This is a genomic window from Mesorhizobium sp. CNPSo 4684 (assembly GCF_057784315.1).
Window position 1 is genome coordinate 33,664 of sequence record NZ_JBWLUX010000016.1, and the last position, 21,750, is coordinate 55,413.

23 protein-coding genes are annotated in these 21,750 nt (G+C 62.3%); 15 read left to right on the forward strand and 8 right to left on the reverse strand.

Annotated features, from left to right (window positions below):
• Positions 1 to 116: 116 nt before the first annotated feature.
• Complete coding sequence (locus AC04SG_RS16920) at positions 117 to 800, reverse strand: response regulator transcription factor (protein WP_112561232.1); 684 nt, start codon at positions 798 to 800, stop codon at positions 117 to 119.
• Positions 801 to 945: 145 nt separating this feature from the next.
• Here AC04SG_RS16920 and AC04SG_RS16925 point away from each other — a divergent pair, with 145 nt between their 5' ends.
• On the forward strand, positions 946 to 1,482 hold the full coding sequence (locus tag AC04SG_RS16925; RefSeq protein WP_488552042.1) for a L,D-transpeptidase family protein: 537 nt from the start codon (positions 946 to 948) through the stop codon (positions 1,480 to 1,482).
• Positions 1,483 to 1,559: 77 nt separating this feature from the next.
• On the opposite strand, the gene AC04SG_RS16930 is transcribed toward AC04SG_RS16925, so the two are convergent.
• Positions 1,560 to 1,814 carry a hypothetical protein gene (locus AC04SG_RS16930; RefSeq protein ID WP_352586498.1) on the reverse strand — a complete coding sequence of 85 codons (255 nt, stop codon included), beginning with the start codon at positions 1,812 to 1,814 and terminating at the stop codon, positions 1,560 to 1,562.
• Between the two features lie 130 nt (positions 1,815 to 1,944).
• Here AC04SG_RS16930 and gcvA point away from each other — a divergent pair, with 130 nt between their 5' ends.
• A complete protein-coding gene (gene gcvA, locus AC04SG_RS16935; protein WP_488551959.1) occupies positions 1,945 to 2,895 on the forward strand; it encodes a transcriptional regulator GcvA in 951 nt (316 codons plus the stop codon).
• Positions 2,896 to 2,919: 24 nt separating this feature from the next.
• On the opposite strand, the gene AC04SG_RS16940 is transcribed toward gcvA, so the two are convergent.
• The 4 genes from AC04SG_RS16940 to AC04SG_RS16955 form a co-directional block, all read right to left on the reverse strand.
• Positions 2,920 to 3,342: a DUF1761 domain-containing protein gene (locus AC04SG_RS16940; RefSeq protein WP_488551960.1), complete on the reverse strand. Its 423-nt coding sequence runs from the start codon at positions 3,340 to 3,342 to the stop codon at positions 2,920 to 2,922.
• 108 nt (positions 3,343 to 3,450) lie between these two features.
• Positions 3,451 to 4,149: a class I SAM-dependent methyltransferase gene (locus tag AC04SG_RS16945; protein ID WP_192254765.1), complete on the reverse strand. Its 699-nt coding sequence runs from the start codon at positions 4,147 to 4,149 to the stop codon at positions 3,451 to 3,453.
• Positions 4,104 to 4,529 (reverse strand): EVE domain-containing protein, encoded by a 426-nt coding sequence (locus AC04SG_RS16950; protein ID WP_112621800.1) that lies wholly within the window; start codon positions 4,527 to 4,529, stop codon positions 4,104 to 4,106. The genes AC04SG_RS16945 and AC04SG_RS16950 overlap by 46 nt, the downstream gene beginning before the upstream one ends.
• Positions 4,530 to 4,560: 31 nt before the next feature.
• Positions 4,561 to 4,857, reverse strand: a complete 297-nt coding sequence (locus tag AC04SG_RS16955) for a YciI-like protein (protein WP_192254767.1) — start codon at positions 4,855 to 4,857, stop codon at positions 4,561 to 4,563.
• Positions 4,858 to 5,245: 388 nt separating this feature from the next.
• On the opposite strand from AC04SG_RS16955, the gene AC04SG_RS16960 reads away from it, so the two are divergent.
• Genes AC04SG_RS16960 through AC04SG_RS16985 form a run of 6 tightly spaced genes read left to right on the forward strand, consistent with a single transcriptional unit; the run spans position 5,246 to position 11,117 of the window.
• Positions 5,246 to 6,499 carry a glycosyltransferase family 2 protein gene (locus AC04SG_RS16960; RefSeq protein WP_488551961.1) on the forward strand — a complete coding sequence of 418 codons (1,254 nt, stop codon included), beginning with the start codon at positions 5,246 to 5,248 and terminating at the stop codon, positions 6,497 to 6,499.
• A gap of 9 nt (positions 6,500 to 6,508) precedes the next feature.
• The gene (locus AC04SG_RS16965) at positions 6,509 to 7,198 is read left to right on the forward strand and encodes a class I SAM-dependent methyltransferase (RefSeq protein WP_352557005.1); all 690 of its coding nucleotides are present in this window, start codon (positions 6,509 to 6,511) and stop codon (positions 7,196 to 7,198) included.
• Positions 7,195 to 7,587: a GtrA family protein gene (locus tag AC04SG_RS16970; RefSeq protein ID WP_488551962.1), complete on the forward strand. Its 393-nt coding sequence runs from the start codon at positions 7,195 to 7,197 to the stop codon at positions 7,585 to 7,587. The genes AC04SG_RS16965 and AC04SG_RS16970 overlap by 4 nt, the downstream gene beginning before the upstream one ends.
• Positions 7,584 to 8,252 (forward strand): methyltransferase domain-containing protein, encoded by a 669-nt coding sequence (locus AC04SG_RS16975; RefSeq protein WP_488551963.1) that lies wholly within the window; start codon positions 7,584 to 7,586, stop codon positions 8,250 to 8,252. Before AC04SG_RS16970 ends, AC04SG_RS16975 begins: the two co-directional genes overlap by 4 nt.
• The gene (locus AC04SG_RS16980) at positions 8,249 to 9,415 is read left to right on the forward strand and encodes a glycosyltransferase family 4 protein (protein WP_488551964.1); all 1,167 of its coding nucleotides are present in this window, start codon (positions 8,249 to 8,251) and stop codon (positions 9,413 to 9,415) included. The genes AC04SG_RS16975 and AC04SG_RS16980 overlap by 4 nt, the downstream gene beginning before the upstream one ends.
• Positions 9,408 to 11,117, forward strand: a complete 1,710-nt coding sequence (locus tag AC04SG_RS16985) for a DUF7056 domain-containing protein (RefSeq protein ID WP_488551965.1) — start codon at positions 9,408 to 9,410, stop codon at positions 11,115 to 11,117. Before AC04SG_RS16980 ends, AC04SG_RS16985 begins: the two co-directional genes overlap by 8 nt.
• On the opposite strand, the gene AC04SG_RS16990 is transcribed toward AC04SG_RS16985, so the two are convergent.
• Positions 11,114 to 12,130 (reverse strand): NAD(P)H-dependent glycerol-3-phosphate dehydrogenase, encoded by a 1,017-nt coding sequence (locus AC04SG_RS16990; protein WP_488551966.1) that lies wholly within the window; start codon positions 12,128 to 12,130, stop codon positions 11,114 to 11,116. The genes AC04SG_RS16985 and AC04SG_RS16990 overlap by 4 nt on opposite strands.
• The gene (gene tsaD / locus AC04SG_RS16995; protein WP_488552043.1) at positions 12,127 to 13,212 is read right to left on the reverse strand and encodes a tRNA (adenosine(37)-N6)-threonylcarbamoyltransferase complex transferase subunit TsaD; all 1,086 of its coding nucleotides are present in this window, start codon (positions 13,210 to 13,212) and stop codon (positions 12,127 to 12,129) included. The genes AC04SG_RS16990 and tsaD overlap by 4 nt, the downstream gene beginning before the upstream one ends.
• A 120-nt stretch (positions 13,213 to 13,332) precedes the next feature.
• Here tsaD and hemC point away from each other — a divergent pair, with 120 nt between their 5' ends.
• The 7 genes from hemC to AC04SG_RS17030 all read left to right on the forward strand — a co-directional run bounded on the left by hemC (position 13,333) and on the right by AC04SG_RS17030 (position 21,695).
• The gene (hemC, locus tag AC04SG_RS17000) at positions 13,333 to 14,256 is read left to right on the forward strand and encodes a hydroxymethylbilane synthase (protein ID WP_488551967.1); all 924 of its coding nucleotides are present in this window, start codon (positions 13,333 to 13,335) and stop codon (positions 14,254 to 14,256) included.
• Between the two features lies 1 nt (position 14,257).
• Positions 14,258 to 14,965, forward strand: coding sequence for a uroporphyrinogen-III synthase (locus AC04SG_RS17005; protein WP_488551968.1), 708 nt, complete (start codon positions 14,258 to 14,260; stop codon positions 14,963 to 14,965).
• A 113-nt stretch (positions 14,966 to 15,078) separates the two neighbouring features.
• Entirely contained in the window at positions 15,079 to 16,590 is a 1,512-nt protein-coding gene (locus AC04SG_RS17010; protein ID WP_488551969.1) for a COG4223 family protein, read from the forward strand.
• 10 nt (positions 16,591 to 16,600) lie between these two features.
• A complete protein-coding gene (locus AC04SG_RS17015) occupies positions 16,601 to 18,208 on the forward strand; it encodes a heme biosynthesis HemY N-terminal domain-containing protein (protein WP_488551970.1) in 1,608 nt (535 codons plus the stop codon).
• Between the two features lie 22 nt (positions 18,209 to 18,230).
• Complete coding sequence (locus AC04SG_RS17020) at positions 18,231 to 18,710, forward strand: tellurite resistance TerB family protein (protein WP_488551971.1); 480 nt, start codon at positions 18,231 to 18,233, stop codon at positions 18,708 to 18,710.
• 14 nt (positions 18,711 to 18,724) lie between these two features.
• Positions 18,725 to 19,441, forward strand: coding sequence for a glutamine amidotransferase (locus AC04SG_RS17025; RefSeq protein ID WP_488551972.1), 717 nt, complete (start codon positions 18,725 to 18,727; stop codon positions 19,439 to 19,441).
• Positions 19,442 to 19,847: 406 nt separating this feature from the next.
• Entirely contained in the window at positions 19,848 to 21,695 is a 1,848-nt protein-coding gene (locus AC04SG_RS17030) for a TPR end-of-group domain-containing protein (protein ID WP_488551973.1), read from the forward strand.
• The last annotated feature ends 55 nt before the right edge of the window (positions 21,696 to 21,750 follow it).

Sequence of the window (21,750 nt, forward strand, 5' to 3'; positions counted from 1 at the left end):
GCGTTCTTCCCCAAAATCGAATCGATTTTGGGCCGATGCGCGGGTCGATCCAGGCCCCTCCAGCCGGATCGTACCCGAAACAGTCCCGCCCGACCGCCTATTGAATAATGAAATGTTTAAGGAACCAGCTTGTAGCCGCCGCTTTCTGTCACAAGAATTTCAGCATTGGAAGGATCGCGCTCGATCTTCTGGCGCAGCCGGTAGACGTGGGTTTCCAGCGTGTGCGTGGTGACGCCGGAATTGTAGCCCCACACTTCCTCGAGCAAGACGTCGCGCGTTACCACCTTCTGGTCGGCGCGATAGAGATATTTGATGATCGAGGCCTCTTTCTCCGTCAGCCGCACCTTGGCGCCGCGTTGGTCGATCAGAAGCTTCTGGCTGGGCTTGAACGTATAGGGACCGACCGAGAAGGTGGCGTCCTCGCTCTGCTCGTGCTGGCGCAGTTGCGCGCGGATACGGGCAAGCAGCACGGCGAAGCGGAACGGCTTGGTGACATAGTCGTTGGCGCCGGCCTCGAGGCCCAGAATCGTGTCGGAATCGGTGTCGTGGCCGGTCAGCATGATGATCGGCGCCTTGTAGCCGCCCTTGCGCAGGATCTTCACTGCCTCGCGGCCATCCATGTCGGGCAGGCCGACATCCATGATGAGCAGGTCGATGAGCCCACCGCGCGCAGCAGCAACACCTTTGGCGGCGGTCGCTTCCTGCAGGACGTCGAATTCTTCGTAAAGGGCGAGTTGCTCGACGAGGGTTCCGCGCAGGTCGTCATCGTCGTCAACGATAAGAATGGTACGTGATGTCATGGATCAATCCGTTGTTTTGAAAAGAATTTTCAGTTGACCGACCCCCCTTTATGCGGAAGCTGACCGGCGCAACAGTCCGATCACAGTGATTTGTTCCGTGACACGATCATACAAGAAAAAACGCGTTCGCAATGCAGCCGGCGCAATTTTGCCTAAAGGGCTGCGGGTGCTGGTGGTACGGGCGAGGCCCGGCAACCCAAGCCAAGGGATTTTGCAGGCCGGCAGCAAGGTGTTCGCGTGCGCGCTCGGACGCGGCGGCATCTCCGCCAACAAGCGCGAGGGCGATGGCGCGACGCCGCTTGGCGAGATGCGGATTCTATCGGGATATTTTCGGGGCGATCATTTTCCGGCGGCCCGCAAAACCCGGCTGGCAATGGCGCCGATCGGCCCAGATCTCGGCTGGTGCGAGGTGCCGGACGACCGCAATTACAACCGGCCGGTGAAAATCCCCTACGGCGCCAGCCATGAGCGGATGCGGCGCGACGACCGCCTCTACGATGCCTGCCTGGTGCTCGACTGGAACATGGCGCCGCGCCGGCGCGGGCGCGGCAGCGCCATTTTCTTCCACCTGGCGCGTCCCGGCTTCACGCCGACGCAAGGCTGCGTGGCGGTAACCGCGCGGACGATGGCGCGGCTGTTGTCGCTGGTGTCGGACAGGACGGTGGTGAGGGTGGTTAGGTAGGCAGTAGGCAGTAGGCAGTAGGCAGTAGGCAGTAGGGCCGGGTGTCGGTGCCGTCTCATTTTTTCCCTACTGCCTATTCACCACTGCCTATTCCTCTGCCAGCCTATATCCAGCAGTCCCAGCCTGCCCAACTCCCGGTCCATGGCGCGGGCGACATCCTTGCGTTCGCCGCCAATGTCGCGCAGCTCGCGGTCGGAGAGATCCTCGACGTCCTGGTGGACGACATTTTGCTGGGTGAGGTGGATCGCGACCCTGGCGTGACGAAGCCAGTCGAGTACGGCGCGCAACCAGGTCGGACGGGCGATCGGTGAATGAAAAGCGACGGTGGACATGGTGTGATCCGTTCCTCCGGATATCAAATCCGGTTTGATGGTGTTTCGATTGCGCCCATCATGTCGGATTGAAAGACAAAGGAGAAACGAGTAGTTTTCTCCATATCATCAAGTTTTATTTGGAGATCGATTGGCCCGCCTGCTGCCCGGAACCCGCGCACTGAGGACGCTGGAAGCGGCGGCCCGGCACCTCAATTTCACCCGGGCCGCGGATGAGCTCGGGCTGACGCCGGCCGCGGTCAGCCACCAGATCAAGGAAATCGAGGATCAGCTTGGCATCGTTCTGTTTACCCGCACCAGCCGGACCATCCGGTTGACCGAGGCAGGCACGGTGCTGTTCGAAGCCTCGCTCGATGCGCTCGACTTGCTCAACCGGGCGGTGTCGCGGGCGCAAAAGATGACGCGCGGCTTGGCGCTCCTGAAGATAACGCTCGACCCGCAGTTTGCGACCAAATGGCTGATGCGGCGCGTCGACGATTTCCGCAAGCATCAGCCCGGGATCGAACTTCGCTTCGACATCACCTATGAAGTCCGCAATTTCGATCGCGACGACGTCGATATCGGCATTCGCTTCGGCACCGGGAAATATCCGGGCATTGTCAGCCACCGTCTGTTCGACAACATCATCATTCCGGTGTGCAGCCCGGCTTTGTTGACCTCCGGTCCGCCGCTTCGAGAGCCGCGCGATCTGTTCCGGCACACGCTTGCCCATATTGTATGGGCGCGCCAGGGCGTGACCTGGCCGAACTGGCGCATGTGGATGGCGGCGGCCGGCATAGACGATTTTGATGACAGCCGGACCATCGTTTTCGGCTCTTCGTCAGATGCGGTGCAGGCGGCGCTCGACGGCAATGCGGTGGCGCTCGCCGATTTCGCCATGGTGGCGAACGACCTGTCGGAGGGACGGCTGGTGCGGCCATTCGAACTCGGCCTCAAGGTCGCGGCCGAGTTCGCCTATTTCCTGGTTTATCCAGCCGCATCGGCAAACGACGCCAGGATCATCGCGTTCAAGGAGTGGATCCTGGGCGAAGTCCACAACCCGCAGCCGGACCCGACGCGCCGGACCTGGGACGAGTTATAGGTCATCCTCGACTCTGGAAGGACTTCAGCCGGCGACCACCGGCGCGCCGAACCAGCCGATCACCGCGCCGATGATCAAAAGCACACCGAGCCAGTGGCCGCCGTCGATCAGGGTCAGGTCCCAGCCGAAATTCTCATAGCGGTGGTTGGACGTCAGCGTCGTGGCGACGAAGCCCAGCCAGAGGACGAAGCCGAAGACCAGGCCGGCGGCAAGGGCCGGCTCGCCGCCGGTCATGGCGCCGACAACCAGAGCAACGACCAGCGCCATGATGAGTTCGGCAATGAAGGAGATGACGAAGGGCAGCTTCGACTTGCTCATCGTCGCCGGATCGAGCTTGGCCGCCTTCAGCCACGGCTTGCTCAAAGCCATGTACCAGACGGCGCCGAACAGCCACGCCACCACGGCCGCGACCACGACCGCCAGCCAGTTCACTGCTGAAAAATCCATAAAGTCCTCCCCTCAAGCATGTCGCCCAAAAGTGTTGAGCGGTCTTGGGATAACGACATGCGTATTCTCAAATCAATCCCGCGATGGAATGCCTGTTCGGCAGCGCCGTCAAGCGAAGCGCCAGACGGTGGTGCGCTTGACCAGGGAATCCTCCAGCGCCCGCGTCACCGCCACTTCGTAGACGGCCAGCGGCTCCAGGCCTGCCTTCGGCATGTAGGAGCGGCCGGGATCGCCGACGAGGATGTCGGCGCCGCGCGCCTTCAGTGTCGAAAACCACGGCATCAGTGTGTCGGCGAAGGATCTGTCGTAGAAGACGTCGCCGGCCAGCACCACATCCCAGCCGGCATCGGTGCCGATGCAGTCGGTGCCGCAAAACTCGATGGCAACGCCGTTGGCTTCGGCATTGAGCCGGATCGCCGTTTCGCAGAACGGGTCGATGTCGGTGGCGATCACTTGTGAAGCACCGGCCTTGGCGGCGGCGATGGCGACAAGCCCCGAGCCGGAAGCGAAGTCGAGCACACGTTTGCCGCGCACTTCAGACGGGTTGTCGAGGATATAGCGGGCAAGGCCCTGGCCACCGGCCCAGGCAAAGGCCCAGAAGGGTGGCGGCAAGCCGATTTCGGTCAACTCGTCCTCGGTTCGCTGCCAGAGGTCATGCGCCTCGTCGGCAAGGCGCAGAAAAATTTCCGGCACGTGCGGCGGCGTCATCAGCGCTGTGTTGTCGAGAATGAACTTTTTCGCGCTGTTCGGCGTGAGGACCGTCACGGAGCGGGCGTCAGGCCGCCCATGCGGCAGACTTCCTTCCATTCGGCCGGAGTCACCGGCTGTACGGAAAGCCGCCCGAGCCTGACCAGCGCCATCTCGGCGAGCTTCGGGTTGGCCTTGACCTGTTCCAGCGTCGGCGGGTTCGGCACGTCCTTGAAGGCGCGGATATCGACACATTCCCAGCGCGGATCGTCGGTCGTGCTATCCGGATGGGCAAGCGCGCAGACCTCGGCAATGCCGACGACGTTCAGCCCCTCATTGGAATGGTAGAAAAAGCCGAGATCGCCGATCTGCATCGCCTTCATGTTGTTGCGCGCCGCATAGTTGCGCACGCCGTCCCATTGCGTGCCGGCCTTGCCCTTGGCCTTCAACGCTTCGAAGGAAAAGACCGAAGGTTCGGATTTGAACAGCCAGTAGTTCATGTCTTTGCTCCTCCGTGGGCCGTAGCCCGAACTAACTAGCCGCCGGCTTGTTGAAGGTCCAGTTCCACTGGCGGATTTCGACTGTTTCAAACAGCCCGGCCTTGGCATAGGGGTCGGCGGCCGACAGCGCCTGCGCACCGGCCAGATCCGGCGCCTCGACCACGGCGAGGGTGCCGTTCGGCTTGCCGTCGGCATCGAGGAACGGACCGGCAAAGGCCAGTGTCTTGTCGGCGTTCAGGCCCTCGAGAAAGGCGACGTGGGCGGGCCGGGTGTCGACGCGCACCTGCAGGCTGCCGGGCTTGTCCTTGCAAATCAACGCAAACAGCATGCTTTCGAAACTCCGGGTTGGGATTGCGACTACAGTTCGCCTTGAACTGCCGAAACCGCGTTTTTGCTTTTATGGTGCCTTCGGGTCAATGCCAAATGACGATCTATCGCGATGGATCTCCGCCACGCTCAAGGCCAAGGCATTGAAATGATTGATCCACTTGAGTTTGATGAAAGTCACAGACGATACCGCTTCGCCCGAAAGAGTAAACTCAGGCAACAGCGCTGCATTGCGAAAAAATAGCACGTGGCGTTTACCAGTGCCGCTTATGAAAGAGGAGACTGATATTTCGTAAATTCAAAAATAATCAATTTTCGATACGCAACACTCCAGCGGGTCAATTGTGAGGATGGGCTGGTTCTTCCAGAACGCCTGAATAGAGGACGCAATGGAGAGCATCGCGCACAGCACGACAATTCGGATCGACGACGCCACGCCTGCTTCCGCGGCCAGCATGGAGACCGAGCGTGTCCTCGTCTCGGCAATCATTCCTTGCCTGAATGAAGAATTGACGATCGGCATCTGTATCCGCAAGGCCCTCGATGCCTTCTCCAGACGCGGTATCAAGGGGGAAGTCGTCGTCGGCGACAATGGCTCCACTGACAAGTCGGTGGAGATTGCGCAAAAGCTGGGAGCGCGGGTCGTCCATCAGCCGGTAAAGGGCTATGGCGCGGCAATCAGCGCTGCAGTTGAAGCGGCCGAAGGCAAATATCTCATCATGGCCGATGCCGATGATTCCTACGATTGGAGCCAGCTTGGCGATTTCGTCGACGCGTTGGAATTGGGTGCGGACTTTGTCATGGGCAATCGGTTCGCCGGCGGTATCGAGCCGGGCGCCATGCCGCTACTGCATCGCTACGTGGGCAATCCCGTCCTGTCCACCATCGCTCGCTGGCTGCACAAATCTCCGATCCGCGACTTCCATTGCGGTATGCGCGGCTTCACTCGACAGGCATTTCAGAAAATCGGCGCACGCTCGACGGGAATGGAATTCGCCTCGGAAATGATCATCAATGCGCATCGCGCCGGACTCGCCATTCGAGAAGTGCCGATCAAGCTCCATCCCGACAAGCGCGACCGCGCGCCGCATCTGCGTTCCTTCCGCGACGGCTGGCGCCATTTGCGGCTCATCATCGCTCATGCACCGGACACGCTTTACCTGATACCTGGCCTTACCCTGCTGGTGACGGGTACTGTAGGCTTGGCTGTGCTTTCGGCCGGCCCGATTCAGTTTAACGGGCATTATTTCGGCATCCATTTTGTCGCGCTTGCGTCCATGTCAACGCTCATCGGACTGTCCGCGACACTGCTGGGCATGTTGGCCAAAGTGGCCATCGCCATCTATCACCCGGTTCAGAAAGGACGCGTCGTCGCCTGGCTCAAACGAGGGCGCCCGCTGGAATGGCTGGTTGGCGGAGGTGTCTTGATCTTTGCCGGAGGGTTCGCGGTAAATCTGCTCCTCGCTCTCCAGTGGTTGCTTGTCGATGAACCGATGGAGCAGTCCGTGCACCTCATATTCACCAGCAGCACTGCGTGCGTGGCCGGCGTGCTGATGACCCTGTCCGGTTTCGTGCTGAAGCTGCTGCTTGATAGTCTTGGCGATCCGCTTCTTTCCGAGTTTCGCCGGCTTGTGCGTAGGTAAGCTCGCAACATGAAAGCAAGCAGGGCTTCTCCGCGTATATGGGATACCGACTGGCTGATTCTGCGCGGGCTCGCCAGGCTGCTCAAGGAGCAGGCACGCGCCCATGTCAGGCCGGAAACACTGATGGTCGATCTGGGTTGCGGAGACATGCCCTATGCCCGGATGATGCGGGAGATGCGGATCGACTATCGTGGCGCGGATATCGACGATGGCGGATCGCTGCGAATCGACGAGCGTGGCCGGGTGCCGCTTGCCGATGGCGCCGCGGGCGCGGTCCTCTCAGTCCAGGTCCTGGAACATGTACGCGACCTCGACGCTTATTGCGCCGAAATCAATCGGCTGCTGCGCGATGACGGTGTTCTGTTGTTATCCACGCATGGCACCTGGCTGTATCATCCTCACCCGGAAGATCATCGACGCTGGACACGAACAGGCCTGATTGCCGATCTCGGGGATCGCGGCCTGGTTGTCGAGGATGTCAAGGCCATCGCCGGTCCGCTGGCCACGACCACGCTGATCCGTCTGACAGGCTTTGCCTTCTTCCTGCGCCGCATCCCTGTTTTGGGGGGCGCTTTCGCGTCGCTGCTGGCCGTGCTCATGAACCTGCGCGCGCTGCTGGAAGACGCCATCACGCCAGCGTCGATACGCGACGACAATGGATGCGTATTCCTCGTTCGGGCACATAAGGCGATCGCATGAACATGCGTGCGCCTTCCACTTACGTCGTTGTGGCGGCGCTGTGTCTCGCGCTTCACAACGCGGTGATGATTCTTTCGGACCGTGCTGGATCGCCTTTATGGCTGGCGGTCCTGTTGTCCTTTGGGATTGTAGCGGCAAGCGGCTACGCCCTGCATGGCGTTTTCACGTTCCGCCAGCCCTTGGCTCTGCCCGGCTTTGCAAGATATCTGCTGGCGATGTCGGCCAATGTTCCGCTGGCGTTCATCTTCACCTGGTTCTGGCGCGACTGGACAGGTCTGGCGATGCCTGTCGCGGCGCCGCTTGCGTCGATCTGCATGCTGGCGATCAACTTTGCGCTCAGCCGCTGGGCGATCGGCGCGCCAAAATCCACATCCGTCAGAAACCCATGAATTTCCAGATGACGATGCCCTCCATCGATCCGTACCTCCTGCAGGGTATCATGTCGCGCCATCTCGCCATGTACCGGAGCAAAGTGCCGTTCTATCAAGCCACGATGCTCGACAGCCTTCGTCAGGTGTGGGCCGGCGATCATCGCAGGCTGCTGGATGTCGGTGGCGGTACAGGCGTAATTGCGCAAGCCATGTCTGAGCTGTTTCCGCTGGAAGGAGTACAAACGGTGGATCTTGTCGACCGTTTCTGCCCTTCGCTAAGCGTGTCCACGCGCCTGTATGACGGCAAGACGTTGCCCTTCAGGGACGATGCGTTCGACGCGGCAACGCTCAACAACGTCATGCATCACGTGCCGCTTGCGGCGCGCGCAGCGCTTCTCAAAGAGATCCGGCGGGTGGTGGATGGACCGCTCTATATCAAGGACCATGAAAGCCTGCATGCGGTGGATCGTCTACGCCTCATGGCAATGGACGCCATTGGAAACATCCCGTTCGGCGGAATGGTATGGGCGCGTTACCTTGATCGTGCCGAGTGGGAGAGGCTCGCCGCCGAGAGCGGCTATCGCATAGCCGCACGCGCGGCGCCGTTGCGATATCGCAAAGGCCTCTACGGATGGCTGTTTCCGAACCGCCTTGAGATTACGCTTCGTCTGGAGCGGGTTTGACGGGCAAGCCCTTGCGGATTTTGACGGTAAGCCACTTCTTCGAGGCGCATGGCGGCGGCATAGAGCGCGTCGCCGGGCATCTTTGCCGCCGGTTCGCGGATAACGGCATCGAAGCGTCCTGGGCTGCAAGCGATGCCGACCTGCCGCCCGAGGGAAAAGTGGATGCGGTGCCGATTGCCTGCCTTCAGCCGATGGAAAAACGCAACGGCCTGCCGATGCCCATACCTCGTATGCGAGGAATAGCGGAATTGGCGCGCGCAGTGCGCGGCAGCGATTCGGTGGTGATGCATGATGCGCTCTACGCTACGTCGATCCTGGCAATGGTGGCGGCCAAAATTTACCGCAAGCGAACAGTGCTTGTTCAACACATTGCCGGCGTTCCGTTCTCTTCGCGTATCCTGCGCTTCGCGATGGCGCTCGCAAACCGTCTCGTGACGCGGCCTATGCTAAGGGCGGCGGATGCTCGCGTCTTTATCAGTGACACGGTGCGCCATGAGTTGCTGGGAACGCCCGCGCGGCACTCTTACAGGCTGCTTTTCAACGGGGTTGACCGCAGCATTTTCCATCCGTCGCGGGACTCGACCGGCGATGGGGGCTCTCCGGCGCGAGGACGTCGCGTTCTTTTCGTTGGCCGTTACGTCGAGAAAAAGGGACTGTCGGTGATCCGCGCGCTGGCGACCTTGCGGCCCGACCTCGAATTCTCGTTGGCGGGCGCCGGCTCGATCAGACCCAGCGCCTGGGGACTTGGCAATGTTCGTGACCTGGGCACTCGGACGCCCATGGAGTTGGCGGACCTCTATCGCACGGCAGATTTCTTGCTGCTGCCAAGCGTCGGTGAAGGGTATCCGCTTGTCATACAAGAGGCGATGGCCTGCGGCCTCCCGGTGATCTGCGGCGCTCCGGTCCACCTTGCCGACCCCGATGCAGCGGTCTGGCTGCGTGGTGTGAACATCGACCTTAGAGATCCCCAAGGGTCAGCGCGTCGCTGTGCTGACGCGATCGATGGTCTTACCCTGACTGCAGCCGACCGTGATGCGATGGCTGCCCATGCCCTGGCGCACTACGATTGGGAAAAGATGGCCCGCGGTGTGATCGCCTTGGCATGCAATAGCCAAGCGGTGGCACCGACAGAGAACCGGCAAGGGAACGTTGCCGATGAATGACCGGTCCGCCGTGAAAACCGACATCAGCAACAGGGACTTTTTCGGTATTGCCGAACGCCCGGCCACAATCGGCCTGAGCGTTCTGATCGCACTTAAGATCATCCTTCTCTTCGCGCTGGCCTATCGCAGCCGGTTCGTCATGGATGAGTTCGGCCAGCTCGGTTACGCGAAATATCTCGGGAACGGCCTGTTTGACACTGTCCAACCGGCCAAGGCGGTAGGTTTCACGATTTTTTGTAAGCTGGCCAATCTCATTGGCTGGGATGCGGCCTCCATTATGATCGTGGGACGCTTCCAGATGGCGCTGCTCGCCTGCGCGACCATCGCTATGATTTATGCATGCGCGCGAGCGCTCGGCCAGGACAGGCCGCGTGCCTTGGCGATTGTCCTTATCCTGCTGTGCTTTTCCAACGTTATGGAACGAATTTTCCGCACGATCTCGGAACCGCTGGCGCTGTTCTTCGCGGTCGCGGCGCTGTTGGTGGTCATCAGCAGGAATTCGGCAAGCGCGAGACGGATTGTCTTCGCTGGCATCCTTAGCGGCCTCGCCTTCCTGACGACCCAGAAATCCATCTATTTCAATGTCGCGCTGGGCATGGGATTGCTCGTCAACGCTTTCATTGCACGACAATACGGAGCCGGGATCAAGCGTGGCGCAGCCTTGGTGCTGGGCTGGATTGTGCCCATCGCCGCGTATTGCGTCGTATTTGGCGGCGCCGACCCGCTCCCGATCGTCCGAGGCCTGATATTCGGCCCAGTTGAAGTCGCGAGCCGCGGCGGTGTCGAATATGGCGGCTTGCGACGTTTTGTGCTCCAGACGCTCGTTCACAACGCAATTCTCTATGCATTCTGCTTCGGCGGAATCGTTCTTGGGTTGCTACGCATCGGAGCGTTGGAAGAGAGACAGCGGATTGCGCTGACGTTCACCGCCGTCATCACGGGCCTGGTTTTTGTTCATGATCAGCCCTGGCCTTATGTCTTCATCATGGCCTTGCCATTCATGGCGCTGTGGTCGCTTGGAGTGCTCGATCGCCATGCGGCTGATGCACTGCCCATGCGTTTTGCGCGGGCGTTGCTCGTGATTGCCGGAGCGATCAGCTACATCAGCAACGTACTCTATCTGCGTATCGACAATCCGGCGCAGCTTGCGCTGATCGCCCGCGCCGAGGCGATGGTCGAACCGGCCGAGTTCTATTTCGACGGCATCGGGATGCTGCCCAATCGACGGGAGCCCTCCACCCTCTGGCTCGACCAGTACTATATCTTGAAAACATTGCAGGAAGGCAGCGAATCGGAAGCGTACAAAATCCTCTCGAACACTCCGCCAAAGGTGATTATCTGGTCATATCGCATGGATATGATCGATCCTGTGATCGCCCCTCTTATCCGCGACAGCTACGTCCAGATCGCTCCCAACATCAGAATGGCCGGCCGTCGCCTTCGCCCCGGCCGTCCGGACGTTTTCAAGGTGCCGGTCCCTGGACGGTACAACCTGTATACGACGAACGGGCAGCCAGCAGATGGCAAGGTCGAGATTAATGGCACCCCGCGTTCCTTGCCTTTGTCGTTGGAGGCCGGTGTCAGCGACGTTGTTCTGCGCAGCGGCCCGGCCGAGGCACTGCTGCTTCCGGAAGGTGACTACGAAAACCTCATCGTCGCCGGTGAGGACAATGCCGAGTTGTTCCGAGGTGTATACAATTAGATATCGGCTTCGGTCTTCAGCGGCCGCGTCATCAGGGCGGACACGGCCTGCCGTATGGTGATCGTGCCATCCAGTATCGCCGACACCGCAGTAATGATCGGCGCGTCGATGCCGCGCTCGGTGGCGATGCGGGCGGCGATGGCAGCCGTCGGGACGCCTTCGGCGAGTGGCAGGCCGGCAAGCGGTTTGCCTTGTCCCAAGGCCAAGCCGTAGGCGAAATTACGCGACTGGGCGGACGAGCAGGTCAGCAGCAAATCGCCGAGGCCGGAAAGCCCCATCAGCGTCTCCGGTTTTGCACCGAAGGACGCGCCGATGCGGCGCAATTCGACGAAACCGCGCGTCACCATGGCGGCCTGCGCGCTGGCGCCGAGCCCTGCGCCGGTGACGGCACCGGCGGCGATGGCAAAGACATTCTTCAGCGCGCCGCCGATCTCGACGCCGATCAAATCGTCGCTGGAATAGCAGCGCAGGTTTTCCGCCGAAAAGCGGGCGGCAAGCGCGGCCGCCAAGGCGTCATAGCGAGCCGCGACCACGACGGCGGTCGGCAGGCCCCTGGCGACATCGGCGGCGAAGCTTGGGCCGGACAAGGCTGCGACCGGGGTTTCCGGCAAAATGTCCGCGACGATTGCCGACAACAGCGCGCCGGTGTCGCGCTCAATGCCCTTGGCGCAAAGAACCAGCGGAATGCCTTTCGGCATAAGGGGCTTTGTCGTCGTCAGCATGGCGCGTAGCGCTTGCGCCGGCGCCACGGCCAGCACGCAATCGACGTCAGTCAACGCAGCGCCGATATCGCTCGTCGCCGCGATGCCGGGCTCGATGGCGATGCCGGGGAGATAGCGCGGGTTCTCACCGCGGTGGATGGCGGCGACCGTTTCTTCATCACGGGCGTAGAGCCGGACATCGTGGCCGGCGCGCAGCATGGCCAGCGCCAGCGCAGTGCCCCAGGCGCCGCCGCCGAGCACGGCGACGCGCCAGCCTGTCTTGTCCCTGTCGCTTGCCTTGCTGCCGGTCATGCTTTCGCTCCACGCCGGCCGGAGCCGACCATCGGCGCCGAAATGCTGTCCAGCGGCCAGCGCGAACGCGGCACGAAATCGAAACCGTTCTCTTGCGACAACCCAGCCCGCAGCCGCTCAATGCCGGCCCAGGCGATCATCGCCGCATTGTCGGTGCACAGTTTCAGCGGCGGTGCGACGAAGGCAAAGCCGGCCTCGGCGCACAGCCTGTGCAACGTCGCCTTGATCGTGCGATTGGCGGCGACGCCGCCGGCAACGACCAGCGAGGGCATGGCCTTGTCCGGAAATTCCTGCCGAAAGCGGGCCAGCGTACGGGCAACGCGGTCGCCCAGCGCATCGGCCACCGCCGCCTGGAACGAGGCGCAGATGTCGGCGACATCTTGCTCGCTCAGCGGCTGGATGGCGGTTGCCGCCTGGCGCACGGCGGTCTTCAAACCGGAGAAGGAGAAATCGGGCTGCGCCGAGCCTTTCATCGGCCGTGGAAAGGCAAAGCGGGTCGCATCGCCCGTTGCTGCCGCCTTCTCGACATTCGGGCCGCCGGGATAGGGCAGGCCGAGCATTTTCGCCGTCTTGTCGAAGGCTTCGCCCAGCGCATCGTCGATGGTGGTCGCCCAGCGCTGGTAGTCGCCGACGCCGCGCACGGCGACGATTTGCGTGTGGCCGCCGGAAACCAGCAGCAGCAGATAGGGAAAGTTGAGCCCGTCGGTCAGCCTTGCGGTCAATGCATGACCTTCGAGGTGGTTAATGGCGATCAGCGGCTTGCCGGCCGCAGCCGCAATTGCCTTGGCCGTCATCAGGCCGACGATCAGCCCGCCGACCAGACCAGGCCCGGCGGTGGCGGCAATGGCGTCGATGTCGGCAAGTGCTGTGCGCGAATCGGCAAGGGCGGCCTCGACGATGCCGTCCAGCGCCTCGACATGGGCGCGCGCGGCGATCTCCGGCACGACGCCGCCAAAGGCGGCATGCTCCTCGATCTGGCTGAGCACGATGTTGGACGCAATGACCGGCGCGGTGGCGCCATCCAGCGTCACCACGCTGGCGGCGGTCTCGTCGCAACTCGTCTCAATGCCCAGAACGCGGATCAATTCGTCGCTGTCTCCAGAGATTGTGTCGCCGGACTTTCCTAGTTAGTAGAGGCAGGCCTCGTTAGGGAGAGTGCCGGAAACGCAAAGCCAGCCGGGGGTTATCACGGACCGCGCGCCATGCAAACTTTGAAAATCGGAACACGCGGCAGCCCGCTCGCGCTCGCCCAGGCGCATGAGACGCAGGCGCGGCTGATGGAAGCGCATGGCATGCCGGCGGAAGCGTTCGAGGTGGTCGTCATCTCGACCAGCGGCGACCGCATCCAGGACCGGCCGCTGTCGGAAGCCGGCGGCAAGGGCCTGTTCACCAAGGAGATCGAAGAGGCTCTGCTGGCCGGCACGATCGACATCGCCGTGCATTCCTCCAAGGATATGCCGACGGTGCTGCCGGGCGGGCTCGGACTCTCGGCTTTCCTGCCGCGCGAGGACGCGCGCGATGCCTTTATCGGCAAGGCGGTGAAAAGGATCATCGACCTGCCGCAAGGCGCCAAGGTCGGCTCGTCCTCGCTGCGGCGCCAGGCGCTGATCCGGCGCATGCGCCCCGACCTCGACGTCGTCATGTTTCGCGGCAATGTGCAGACGCGGCTGCGCAAGCTGGAGGAAGGCGTCGCCGAAGGCACCATCCTCGCCCATGCCGGGCTGAAACGGCTCGGGCTCGGCCATGTCGTGACGGATCTGATGCCGCTCGATGCTTTTCCGCCGGCGCCGGGGCAAGGCGCAATCGGCATCGAGACCCGCATCGGCGACAGCGCTGTGGAACAGATGCTGACCGCCATCCATGATGAGCCGACGGGCCAGGCGCTGGCCTGCGAGCGCGCCTTCCTGGCGGCACTCGACGGCTCCTGCCGCACGCCGATCGCAGGCTATGCGACGATAGCAGGCGGCACGCTGACCTTCGCCGGGCTGATCATTTCGCCTGATGGTACACAATCGCATGAGGTGAAGGCCGAGGGTCTGGCGCAGGATGCCGTTCGTATCGGCACGGACGCCGCCAGGACGGTGCGGGCCAAGGCCGGCGAAACCTTCTTCGACGGCTGGGTCTGAGATGCGTGTCCTGGTGACGCGGCCGCAACCCGGGGCGTCGCGCACCATGCGGCGGCTGCAGGGGCTGGGATTTGAGCCGATCCTTCTGCCACTGACCGAAACGGTAGCGCTGCCTGTTGGCGTCGATGTGGTTGCCGGCGATGCCGTCGCGGTTACGAGCCCCAATGCCGTGCGCCATGCGCCAAAAGGGCTCATCGCGGCGCTTGCCGCCTTGCCTTGCCACGCCGTCGGCGCAAGGACGGCTGAAGCGGCGCGCGCGGCAGGGTTTTTGTCGGTCAGCGAAGGGCCGGGCGATGCCGAGAAACTGGCCGATACGATTGCCGCCGGCCTTTCCGGCAAGGCGATCATCTATCTCACGGGACGCGTGCGGTTTCCGGCTTTCGAGACGCGGCTGCGGCAGGCCGGTGTCGAGGTCCACGCCATCGAAGCCTACGACACTGTCTTACTGAACTATTCCAATGATGAAATCCGTGCGCGCCTGTCCGGTCAGGCGGTTGATGCGGTGCTGCTCTATTCGGCCAAGGGGGCGGCAGCGTTGCAGGCCTTGGCCAAGCGGGCGGAATTAGGCCATCTCCTTGGAAAGGCGCGGATTTTTGCCCTGTCCGAGCGCATAGCAGCTGCGTTCGGCAATGCCGCCGGCAAAAAAATAGACGTTGCCCGGGAACCGCAGGAGGAGGCGTTGCTTGAGCTGTTGCGTGCAGACCCCTGACCCCCCGTGTCATCACGCCGCCCCTTTTCACCGCTTGGTGATGTGCTAGACCATTTTTAAACCATCACGCGCCGTCAGGCGTTGAGACGAAGCAGGATTTGCGGAGCCCAGGCATGGTCAAGACGCCGAAGATGCGACATTCGAAAGGCCGCCGCGAGCCGGTGACCATCGAGCTCGAACCCGGCGCCGTCTCGCGCATCGTCCATGCGGATGCCGCCAAGGCGGATGGCGATGTGGCGGCATCCTCTGGCCCCGATGCGACCGAGACCTCGGCCGAATCGGTCATGCACGAGGAGGCGGCTGCCACGGCCGATGCACAGCCGGAGACGCCTGACGAGCCGGTTCATGCTGACCAAGCTGATCTCGAGCCGTGGGAGCATTCCGACGCCGCGGCGCAGGCCGCGCCGGAGAGCACCGGTGCCAAGGTGTCCGGCGAGCCGGAAAGGCCTTATCCCGCCGCCTCGGACGCACCGTCGCACGCCAGGACCTCCGATTACAGTTTCGAGGATGCCTCGCCCAAGCCGCGTGCATCCAAGGAAACGCCTGATACAGCCGAGGTGAGGAGCCAGCCCATGGCAGCGCAGCCGAAGCGTTCCAACGGCATTGCCGCCGGCATCATTGGCGGTGTCATCGCGCTGGCCGCCGCCGGCGGGCTGCAGTTTGCCGGCGTGCTCGGCGCCCCGGGTTCGGGCGGTGGCACCGTCTCGCTCGACGGCGTCAATGGCGAGATCGCCTCGCTGAAGAGCGAAATCGCCGACCTCAGGGAAGCCAGCGGCGGTGGCGCCGCAACGGCCAAGGTGGACGGGCTGTCATCTTCTCTGGATCAGGTGAAGGCCGATGTCGCATCGCTGAAATCGGCGGTCGAGCAAGGCGGCGCCGGCGACAATGCCGGGCTTGCCGCGCTCGGCGACAAGGTCAAGCAGATCGAGACAGCGGTCGCCGCGCTCGGCCAGGCCGGCAGCACGGCGCCCGTCGACCTCGCGCCGCTCACCGAAAAGCTGGCTGGTCTGGATACGTTGGTGAAATCGGCCGGCGAGGAAGCCAAAGCGCAGGAGGCCAAGATCGCCGCGCTCGAACAGTCGGTGACGCAGCTCGCTGGCAAGGTCGATGCGCAGGCCTCGCAGCCGAAGATCGCGATGGCCATCGCCGCTTCGGCGCTGAAGTCGGCGCTCGACCGCGGCGCGCCGTTTGCCGCCGAGCTGGAAACCTTCGCGGCGATCTCGCCCGATGCGCCGCAGATTGCGGCGCTGCGCCCCTATGCCGAAAAAGGCGTCCCCACCCGCATCGAAATCGCCGGCGAGGTTGATGCCGCAGCCACTGCGATGGTCGCTGCCGCGACGCCGGTCGACGAAAATGCCGGCTTCTTCCAAAACCTTTTGTCGAGTGCCGAATCGCTGGTCAAGGTGCGTCCGATCGGCGCCGTCGAAGGCGCCGGCGCGCCCGAAACCGTGGCGCGCATGGAGATGGCGGTCAACCAGGGCGACTACGCCAAGGCGCTCAGCGAGTATGCGACGCTGCCGGATGCGGTGAAAGCCGCGGGCGCCGATTTTGCCGGCAAACTGAAAGCGCGCATCGAGGTCGAGACGCAGGTCGACGCGCTGATTGCGGGCGCGATGAAGGCATGAGGACGACACGATGATCCGCATTCTCATCTTTCTCGCCGCCGCCTTCGCGCTCGCCCTGGGCTTTGCCTGGCTGGCAGATCGTCCCGGCGAGATGGTCGTCACCTTCAATGGCTACCAGTACCAGGTCAGCCTGATGGTGGCGGCAGTGGCGATCGTTGCCGTCGTCGCCGCGGTGATGATCGTCTGGTGGCTGATCAAGGCGCTGTGGAACAGCCCGTATACGATCTCGCGCTACTTTCGCGTGCGGCGCCGCGACCGCGGCTACCAGGCGCTGTCGACCGGCATGATCGCCGCCGGCGCCGGCGATGGCGCCCTGGCGCGCAAGAAGACAAAGGAAGCGGCCAAGCTGATCCGCTCCGATCAGGAGCCGCTGATCCATCTGCTCGAAGCGCAGGCCTCACTGCTCGAAGGCGACCACGAGGGCGCGCGCGAGAAATTCGAGGCGATGCTCGACGATCCCGAAATGCGGCTGCTCGGCTTGCGCGGGCTCTATCTCGAAGCCGAGCGGCTGGGCGACCGCAACGCAGCGCGCCACTATGCCGGACGCGCCGCTGCCGTGGCGCCGCAACTGGCCTGGGCCGCGGAATCGACACTCGAAGACCTGACCGGGCGCGGCGACTGGGACGGCGCGCTGAAGCTGGTCGAGGCGCAGAAGTCGACGCGGCAGATCGAACGCGACGCCGCCAACCGCCGCCGCGCCGTGCTTTTGACCGCCAAGGCGCAGGCGCTGACCGACAGCGACCCCAACGCGGCGAAGGCTGCGGCGCTCGAGGCCAACAAGCTCGCGCCCGATTTCGCGCCCGCTGCGGTTGCGGCGGCCAATCTCCTGTTCAAGCAGAATGATGTCCGCAAAGGCTCCAAGATACTCGAGGCAGCCTGGAAAGCTGAGCCGCATCCGGAGATTGCCGAGCTCTACACGCATGCAAGGCCGGGCGATGCGGTGGTCGACCGCCTGAACCGGGCGAAAAAGCTGCAGGAGCTGAAGCGCAACAACGCCGAATCGTCGATGACGGTGGCGCGCGCCGCGCTCGACGCGCAGGATTTTTCCACCGCCCGCCGCGAGGCGGAAGCGGCGATCCGCATGGATCGGCGGGAAGGCGCCTACCTGCTCCTGGCCGATATCGAGGAGGCCGAGACAGGCGACCAGGGCAGGATCAGGCAATTGCTGTCCAAGGCTGTCAGGGCGCCGCGCGATCCGGCCTGGGTTGCCGACGGCGTCGTCTCCGAACGCTGGGCGCCGGTGTCGCCGGTCAGCGGCAAGCTCGACGCCTTCACCTGGCGCGCGCCGATGGAGCGGCTCGGCCAGCTCATCGACAGCCATGAGGAAACACCTGGGGCCGAGGTACCGGTGCTTGCTGCACCAGCCAAGCCGGCAAAGGAGGCCGAGGTGATCGACCATCCGGCCCTGGCCAAGACGATCGGCGAAGCGCCGACCGAGCCGAAGCCGGTTGTGGGCGACGACCATGTCACGCCGGTCACCGCCGCCGCCTTTACTGCCGTGCCTTCGGATGCAGAAGCCGTCGAACCGGCCGAGGAGGTTATCCGGCTGCCCGACGACCCCGGCGTCGACCCTGACGACGAAGCGGAAAAATCACCACGCCGGTTCCGCCTGTTTTGACCTCTGACCTGATGTGAGCACCATGTTCGAACGCGTCCTGTCCTTTCTGAAAGACCTTCCTTCCGGGGCCGGTGCTCGCGCCAATGCGGACGATCCGCGCGTTGCCGCGTCTGCGCTGCTCTATCATGTGATGAATGCCGACGGCGTGCGCCAGGATGTCGAGTGGGAGCGGTTCAAGCAGGTGTTGGGTGAGAGCTATTCGATCGGCGGCGATGAGCTCGATGCGCTGGCTGCCGCCGGCGAGCGCGCCGACAATGAGGCGATCGACCTCTATGCCTTTACCAGCGTCTTGAAACGCCATCTCGATGCCGAGGCCCGCAAGGCCTTCATCGGCCTGATGTGGGAGATCGTCTATGCCGACGGCGAACTGCATGAGCTGGAAGACAACACCGTCTGGCGCGTCGCCGAACTGATCGGCGTCGAACGCCAAGACCGGATCGAGGCACGTCGCAAGGCGGCCGCCGCCGCGCCCGGCGCCAGTGGAACGTCGAGCGACGAGTAGGATCCCAGCTCTCCATGCCGCCTAGACCGAGCTCGAAACCGAAAATCCTGATCGTGCTGCATCAGGAGACTTCGAGCCCCGGCCGGGTCGGCCACATGCTGCTCGAGGAAGGTTTCGATCTCGACATCCGCCGGCCGCCGCTCGGCGACAGCCTGCCGGAAACGCTGGATTTGCATGCCGGCGCTGTCGTGTTCGGCGGGCCGATGAGCGCCAATGACGAGGACGAGTTCGTCCGCCGCGAGACCAACTGGCTGAACGTGCCGCTACGCGAGAACCGGCCCTTCCTCGGCATCTGTCTTGGCGCGCAGATGCTGGCCAACCATCTCGGCGGCAAGGTCGAAGGGCATGGCGAGGGGCTGGTCGAGATCGGCTGGTATCCGCTGATGCCGACCGAAGCCGGCAAAAAGCTGATGCACTGGCCCGACATGGTCTACCAGTTCCACCGCGAAGGCTTTTCACTGCCGAAAGACGCGACGCTTCTGGCGACGGCGGAAACCTACCCCAACCAGGCCTTCCGCTATGGTGACAATGCCTGGGGCATCCAGTTCCATGGCGAGCTGACCAGGATGATGATGCAGCGCTGGGTGGTGCGCGGCGCGCACCGCTTCGAATTGCCCGGCGCGCAGCCCGGCCGCGACCATCTCGGCGGCCGGCTGATCTGGGACATGCACCTCAAGCGCTGGCTGAGCGAGTTTTTGCAGCTGATCTTCGGCAAGCCTACTGCGGGATAGAGTAAATTCAACTACTCTGAGCGGCCGAGCTTGCCCAAAGACGACTTACTTTCGGGAGGCGTGGACGACTGCTTTGCGACGCATGCCGGTCGTAGCGATAAATTGAAAGATGCCTATCACCAGACTTTAATAACGGAAGAATCGACCTCATCGATTGCAGCGAGAGTGACTGCCAAATTTTGAAGATCACATCTGCGCAAGATGATAACACTAGCGACATTATGTGTATGACGGGGCGGTTCAGCGCGATCTTCTTCGCGGCTCAGCGACACGAGAGCGTGGATTTACTTATCCAGACATTCAAGATCAGCGCTCAACTATAACTTGGATTCTCGATTTCTCATGGGCGTAGCGCCAAGAACCTGCTACTGAAGGTTCAAACTAGGCAATATCCACAGGTAACCTTGTGCGCCGACTCGCAGCCATCCTTGCCGCCGACGTCGTTGGGTATAGCCGCCTCATGGGAGTGAACGAGGTCGGCACGCTTGCCGCGCTCAAGCTTCATCGTAAGGAACTGGTAGACGGCAAGATCGTCGAGCACGAAGGACGAATCGTAAAGCTGACCGGCGACGGAATGCTGGTCGAGTTCCCGAGTGTGGTGAACGCGGTCGCCTGCGCCGCCGACATTCAGCGAAAGATGCGCGAGCGGAACATCGACATACCCGAGGACAGGCGGATTGAATTCCGCATTGGCGTCCACCTCGGTGACATCATCGTCGATGACGATGACATCTATGGCGAGGGTGTGAACGTCGCGGCACGAATCGAAACCATCGCCAAGTCCGGTGGAATCGCGGTTTCCGGCCCAGTGCGCGACAATGTGGGCAACCGGCTCGACCTCCTCTTCGAGGATACCGGCGAGCAGAAGCTAAAGAACATCGAACAACCTGTAAGGGTTTACAACGTGTCGCTCGATCCACGTGCTGCGAGCGTAGAGCAGACGCCTCAAGGCAATCTGCTGCTGAGGGAGAAGCCTTCAATAGCGGTGCTCCCCTTCCTCAATATGAGCGGAGATCCGGAGCAGGAGTACTTTTCTGACGGGATTACCGAGGACATCATCACGGACCTTTCCAAGATCTCAGGCCTGTCGGTCATCGCCCGTAATTCTGTATTCACTTATAAGGGCAAGCCGGTCGACATACAGGATGTGAGCCGGCGCTTCAACGTAACGAGCGTCTTGGAAGGAAGTGTGCGCAAGGTTGGACAGCGCGTGCGAATAACAGCTCAGCTCATCAACGGAAAGGATGGAGTCCATCTGTGGGCCGACCGCTACGACCGGGAACTGACTGATATCTTCGCTATCCAGGACGAGATAACGAGAACGATCGTCGACCAACTGAAGGTAAAGCTTCTGCCGGAGGAGAAAAAGATCGTTGGCCAAGCGCCAACCGAGAACATCGATGCCTACACCTACTATCTTCGCGGGCGGCAGTTCTTGCATAGGCACTCGAGAGCATATTACACGCTTGCGAGGCGAATGTTTTCGAAAGCGGTCGAGCTCGATCCGCTTTATGCCCGAGCGTATTCCGGGATCGCCGACTGCGACTCCTTTTTGTTTCTACATTATTATGAGAACATAGCAGTCGAGAGTATTCTGGCCACCAGCGCCAAGGCACTCGATCTTGAGGGTGGCCTGTCCGAGGCTCATGCTTCGCGCGCATTGGCCTTATCGCTCGGGGAGCGTTATCCCGAGGCTGAGACGGAATTTGAACGCGCGATTGCCCTGAATCCTAACCTGTACGAAGCCCACTACTTTTTCGCTCGCGCCTCCTTCGCGCAGGGTAAACTCGATCAAGCCGCGCGGCTATATGAACGGGCGGTTGAGATCAAGCCAGATGACTACCAGAGCCAGATCCTGCTGATCCCGATCTACCGTTCCCTAGGCCGGGACAAGGATATTATCGATGCAGCGCGCGCAGGAATTAAGCTGGCCGAAGGCGAGTTGGCTCTGCATCCCGATAACCCGCGCCCAGCCTATCTAGGCGCCGGCGCGCTTGCCGAAATTGGAGAGATCGCCCGTGCGAGGGAATGGACGTCGCGTGCGTTGGCCATTGATCCCGACGATATTCTAACCCAATACAATGCTGCTTGCGTCTACTCGCTTTTGGAGGATGCCGAGCCGGCGCTAGATTTGTTGGCGCGTCTGCTTCCGCACGCAAATCACGAGACCAAGGCATGGGTCAAACACGACTCTGACTTCGCCAAGCTTCACAATCATCCTCGCTGGCAGAAAATACTTGAGCTGGTAACCTGATTGCAACGAGTGGACCTCATCTTGGCGACGGCTTGCCGCCCGAGCAACGACCGCT

Bases quoted from the DNA above. Each gene is read 5' to 3' on its own strand.
- AC04SG_RS16920 (WP_112561232.1), bottom strand. From the start codon at position 800: ATGACATCACGTACCATTCTTATCGTTGACGACGATGACGACCTGCGC.
- AC04SG_RS16930 (WP_352586498.1), bottom strand. From the start codon at position 1,814: ATGTCCACCGTCGCTTTTCATTCACCGATCGCCCGTCCGACCTGGTTG.
- AC04SG_RS16940 (WP_488551960.1), bottom strand. From the start codon at position 3,342: ATGGATTTTTCAGCAGTGAACTGGCTGGCGGTCGTGGTCGCGGCCGTG.
- AC04SG_RS16945 (WP_192254765.1), bottom strand. From the start codon at position 4,149: ATGGAAGGAAGTCTGCCGCATGGGCGGCCTGACGCCCGCTCCGTGACG.
- AC04SG_RS16950 (WP_112621800.1), bottom strand. From the start codon at position 4,529: ATGAACTACTGGCTGTTCAAATCCGAACCTTCGGTCTTTTCCTTCGAA.
- AC04SG_RS16955 (WP_192254767.1), bottom strand. From the start codon at position 4,857: ATGCTGTTTGCGTTGATTTGCAAGGACAAGCCCGGCAGCCTGCAGGTG.
- AC04SG_RS16960 (WP_488551961.1), top strand. From the start codon at position 5,246: ATGGAGAGCATCGCGCACAGCACGACAATTCGGATCGACGACGCCACG.
- AC04SG_RS16965 (WP_352557005.1), top strand. From the start codon at position 6,509: ATGAAAGCAAGCAGGGCTTCTCCGCGTATATGGGATACCGACTGGCTG.
- AC04SG_RS16970 (WP_488551962.1), top strand. From the start codon at position 7,195: ATGAACATGCGTGCGCCTTCCACTTACGTCGTTGTGGCGGCGCTGTGT.
- AC04SG_RS16975 (WP_488551963.1), top strand. From the start codon at position 7,584: ATGAATTTCCAGATGACGATGCCCTCCATCGATCCGTACCTCCTGCAG.
- AC04SG_RS16985 (WP_488551965.1), top strand. From the start codon at position 9,408: ATGAATGACCGGTCCGCCGTGAAAACCGACATCAGCAACAGGGACTTT.
- AC04SG_RS16990 (WP_488551966.1), bottom strand. From the start codon at position 12,130: ATGACCGGCAGCAAGGCAAGCGACAGGGACAAGACAGGCTGGCGCGTC.
- hemC (WP_488551967.1), top strand. From the start codon at position 13,333: ATGCAAACTTTGAAAATCGGAACACGCGGCAGCCCGCTCGCGCTCGCC.
- AC04SG_RS17005 (WP_488551968.1), top strand. From the start codon at position 14,258: ATGCGTGTCCTGGTGACGCGGCCGCAACCCGGGGCGTCGCGCACCATG.
- AC04SG_RS17010 (WP_488551969.1), top strand. From the start codon at position 15,079: ATGGTCAAGACGCCGAAGATGCGACATTCGAAAGGCCGCCGCGAGCCG.
- AC04SG_RS17015 (WP_488551970.1), top strand. From the start codon at position 16,601: ATGATCCGCATTCTCATCTTTCTCGCCGCCGCCTTCGCGCTCGCCCTG.
- AC04SG_RS17020 (WP_488551971.1), top strand. From the start codon at position 18,231: ATGTTCGAACGCGTCCTGTCCTTTCTGAAAGACCTTCCTTCCGGGGCC.
- AC04SG_RS17025 (WP_488551972.1), top strand. From the start codon at position 18,725: ATGCCGCCTAGACCGAGCTCGAAACCGAAAATCCTGATCGTGCTGCAT.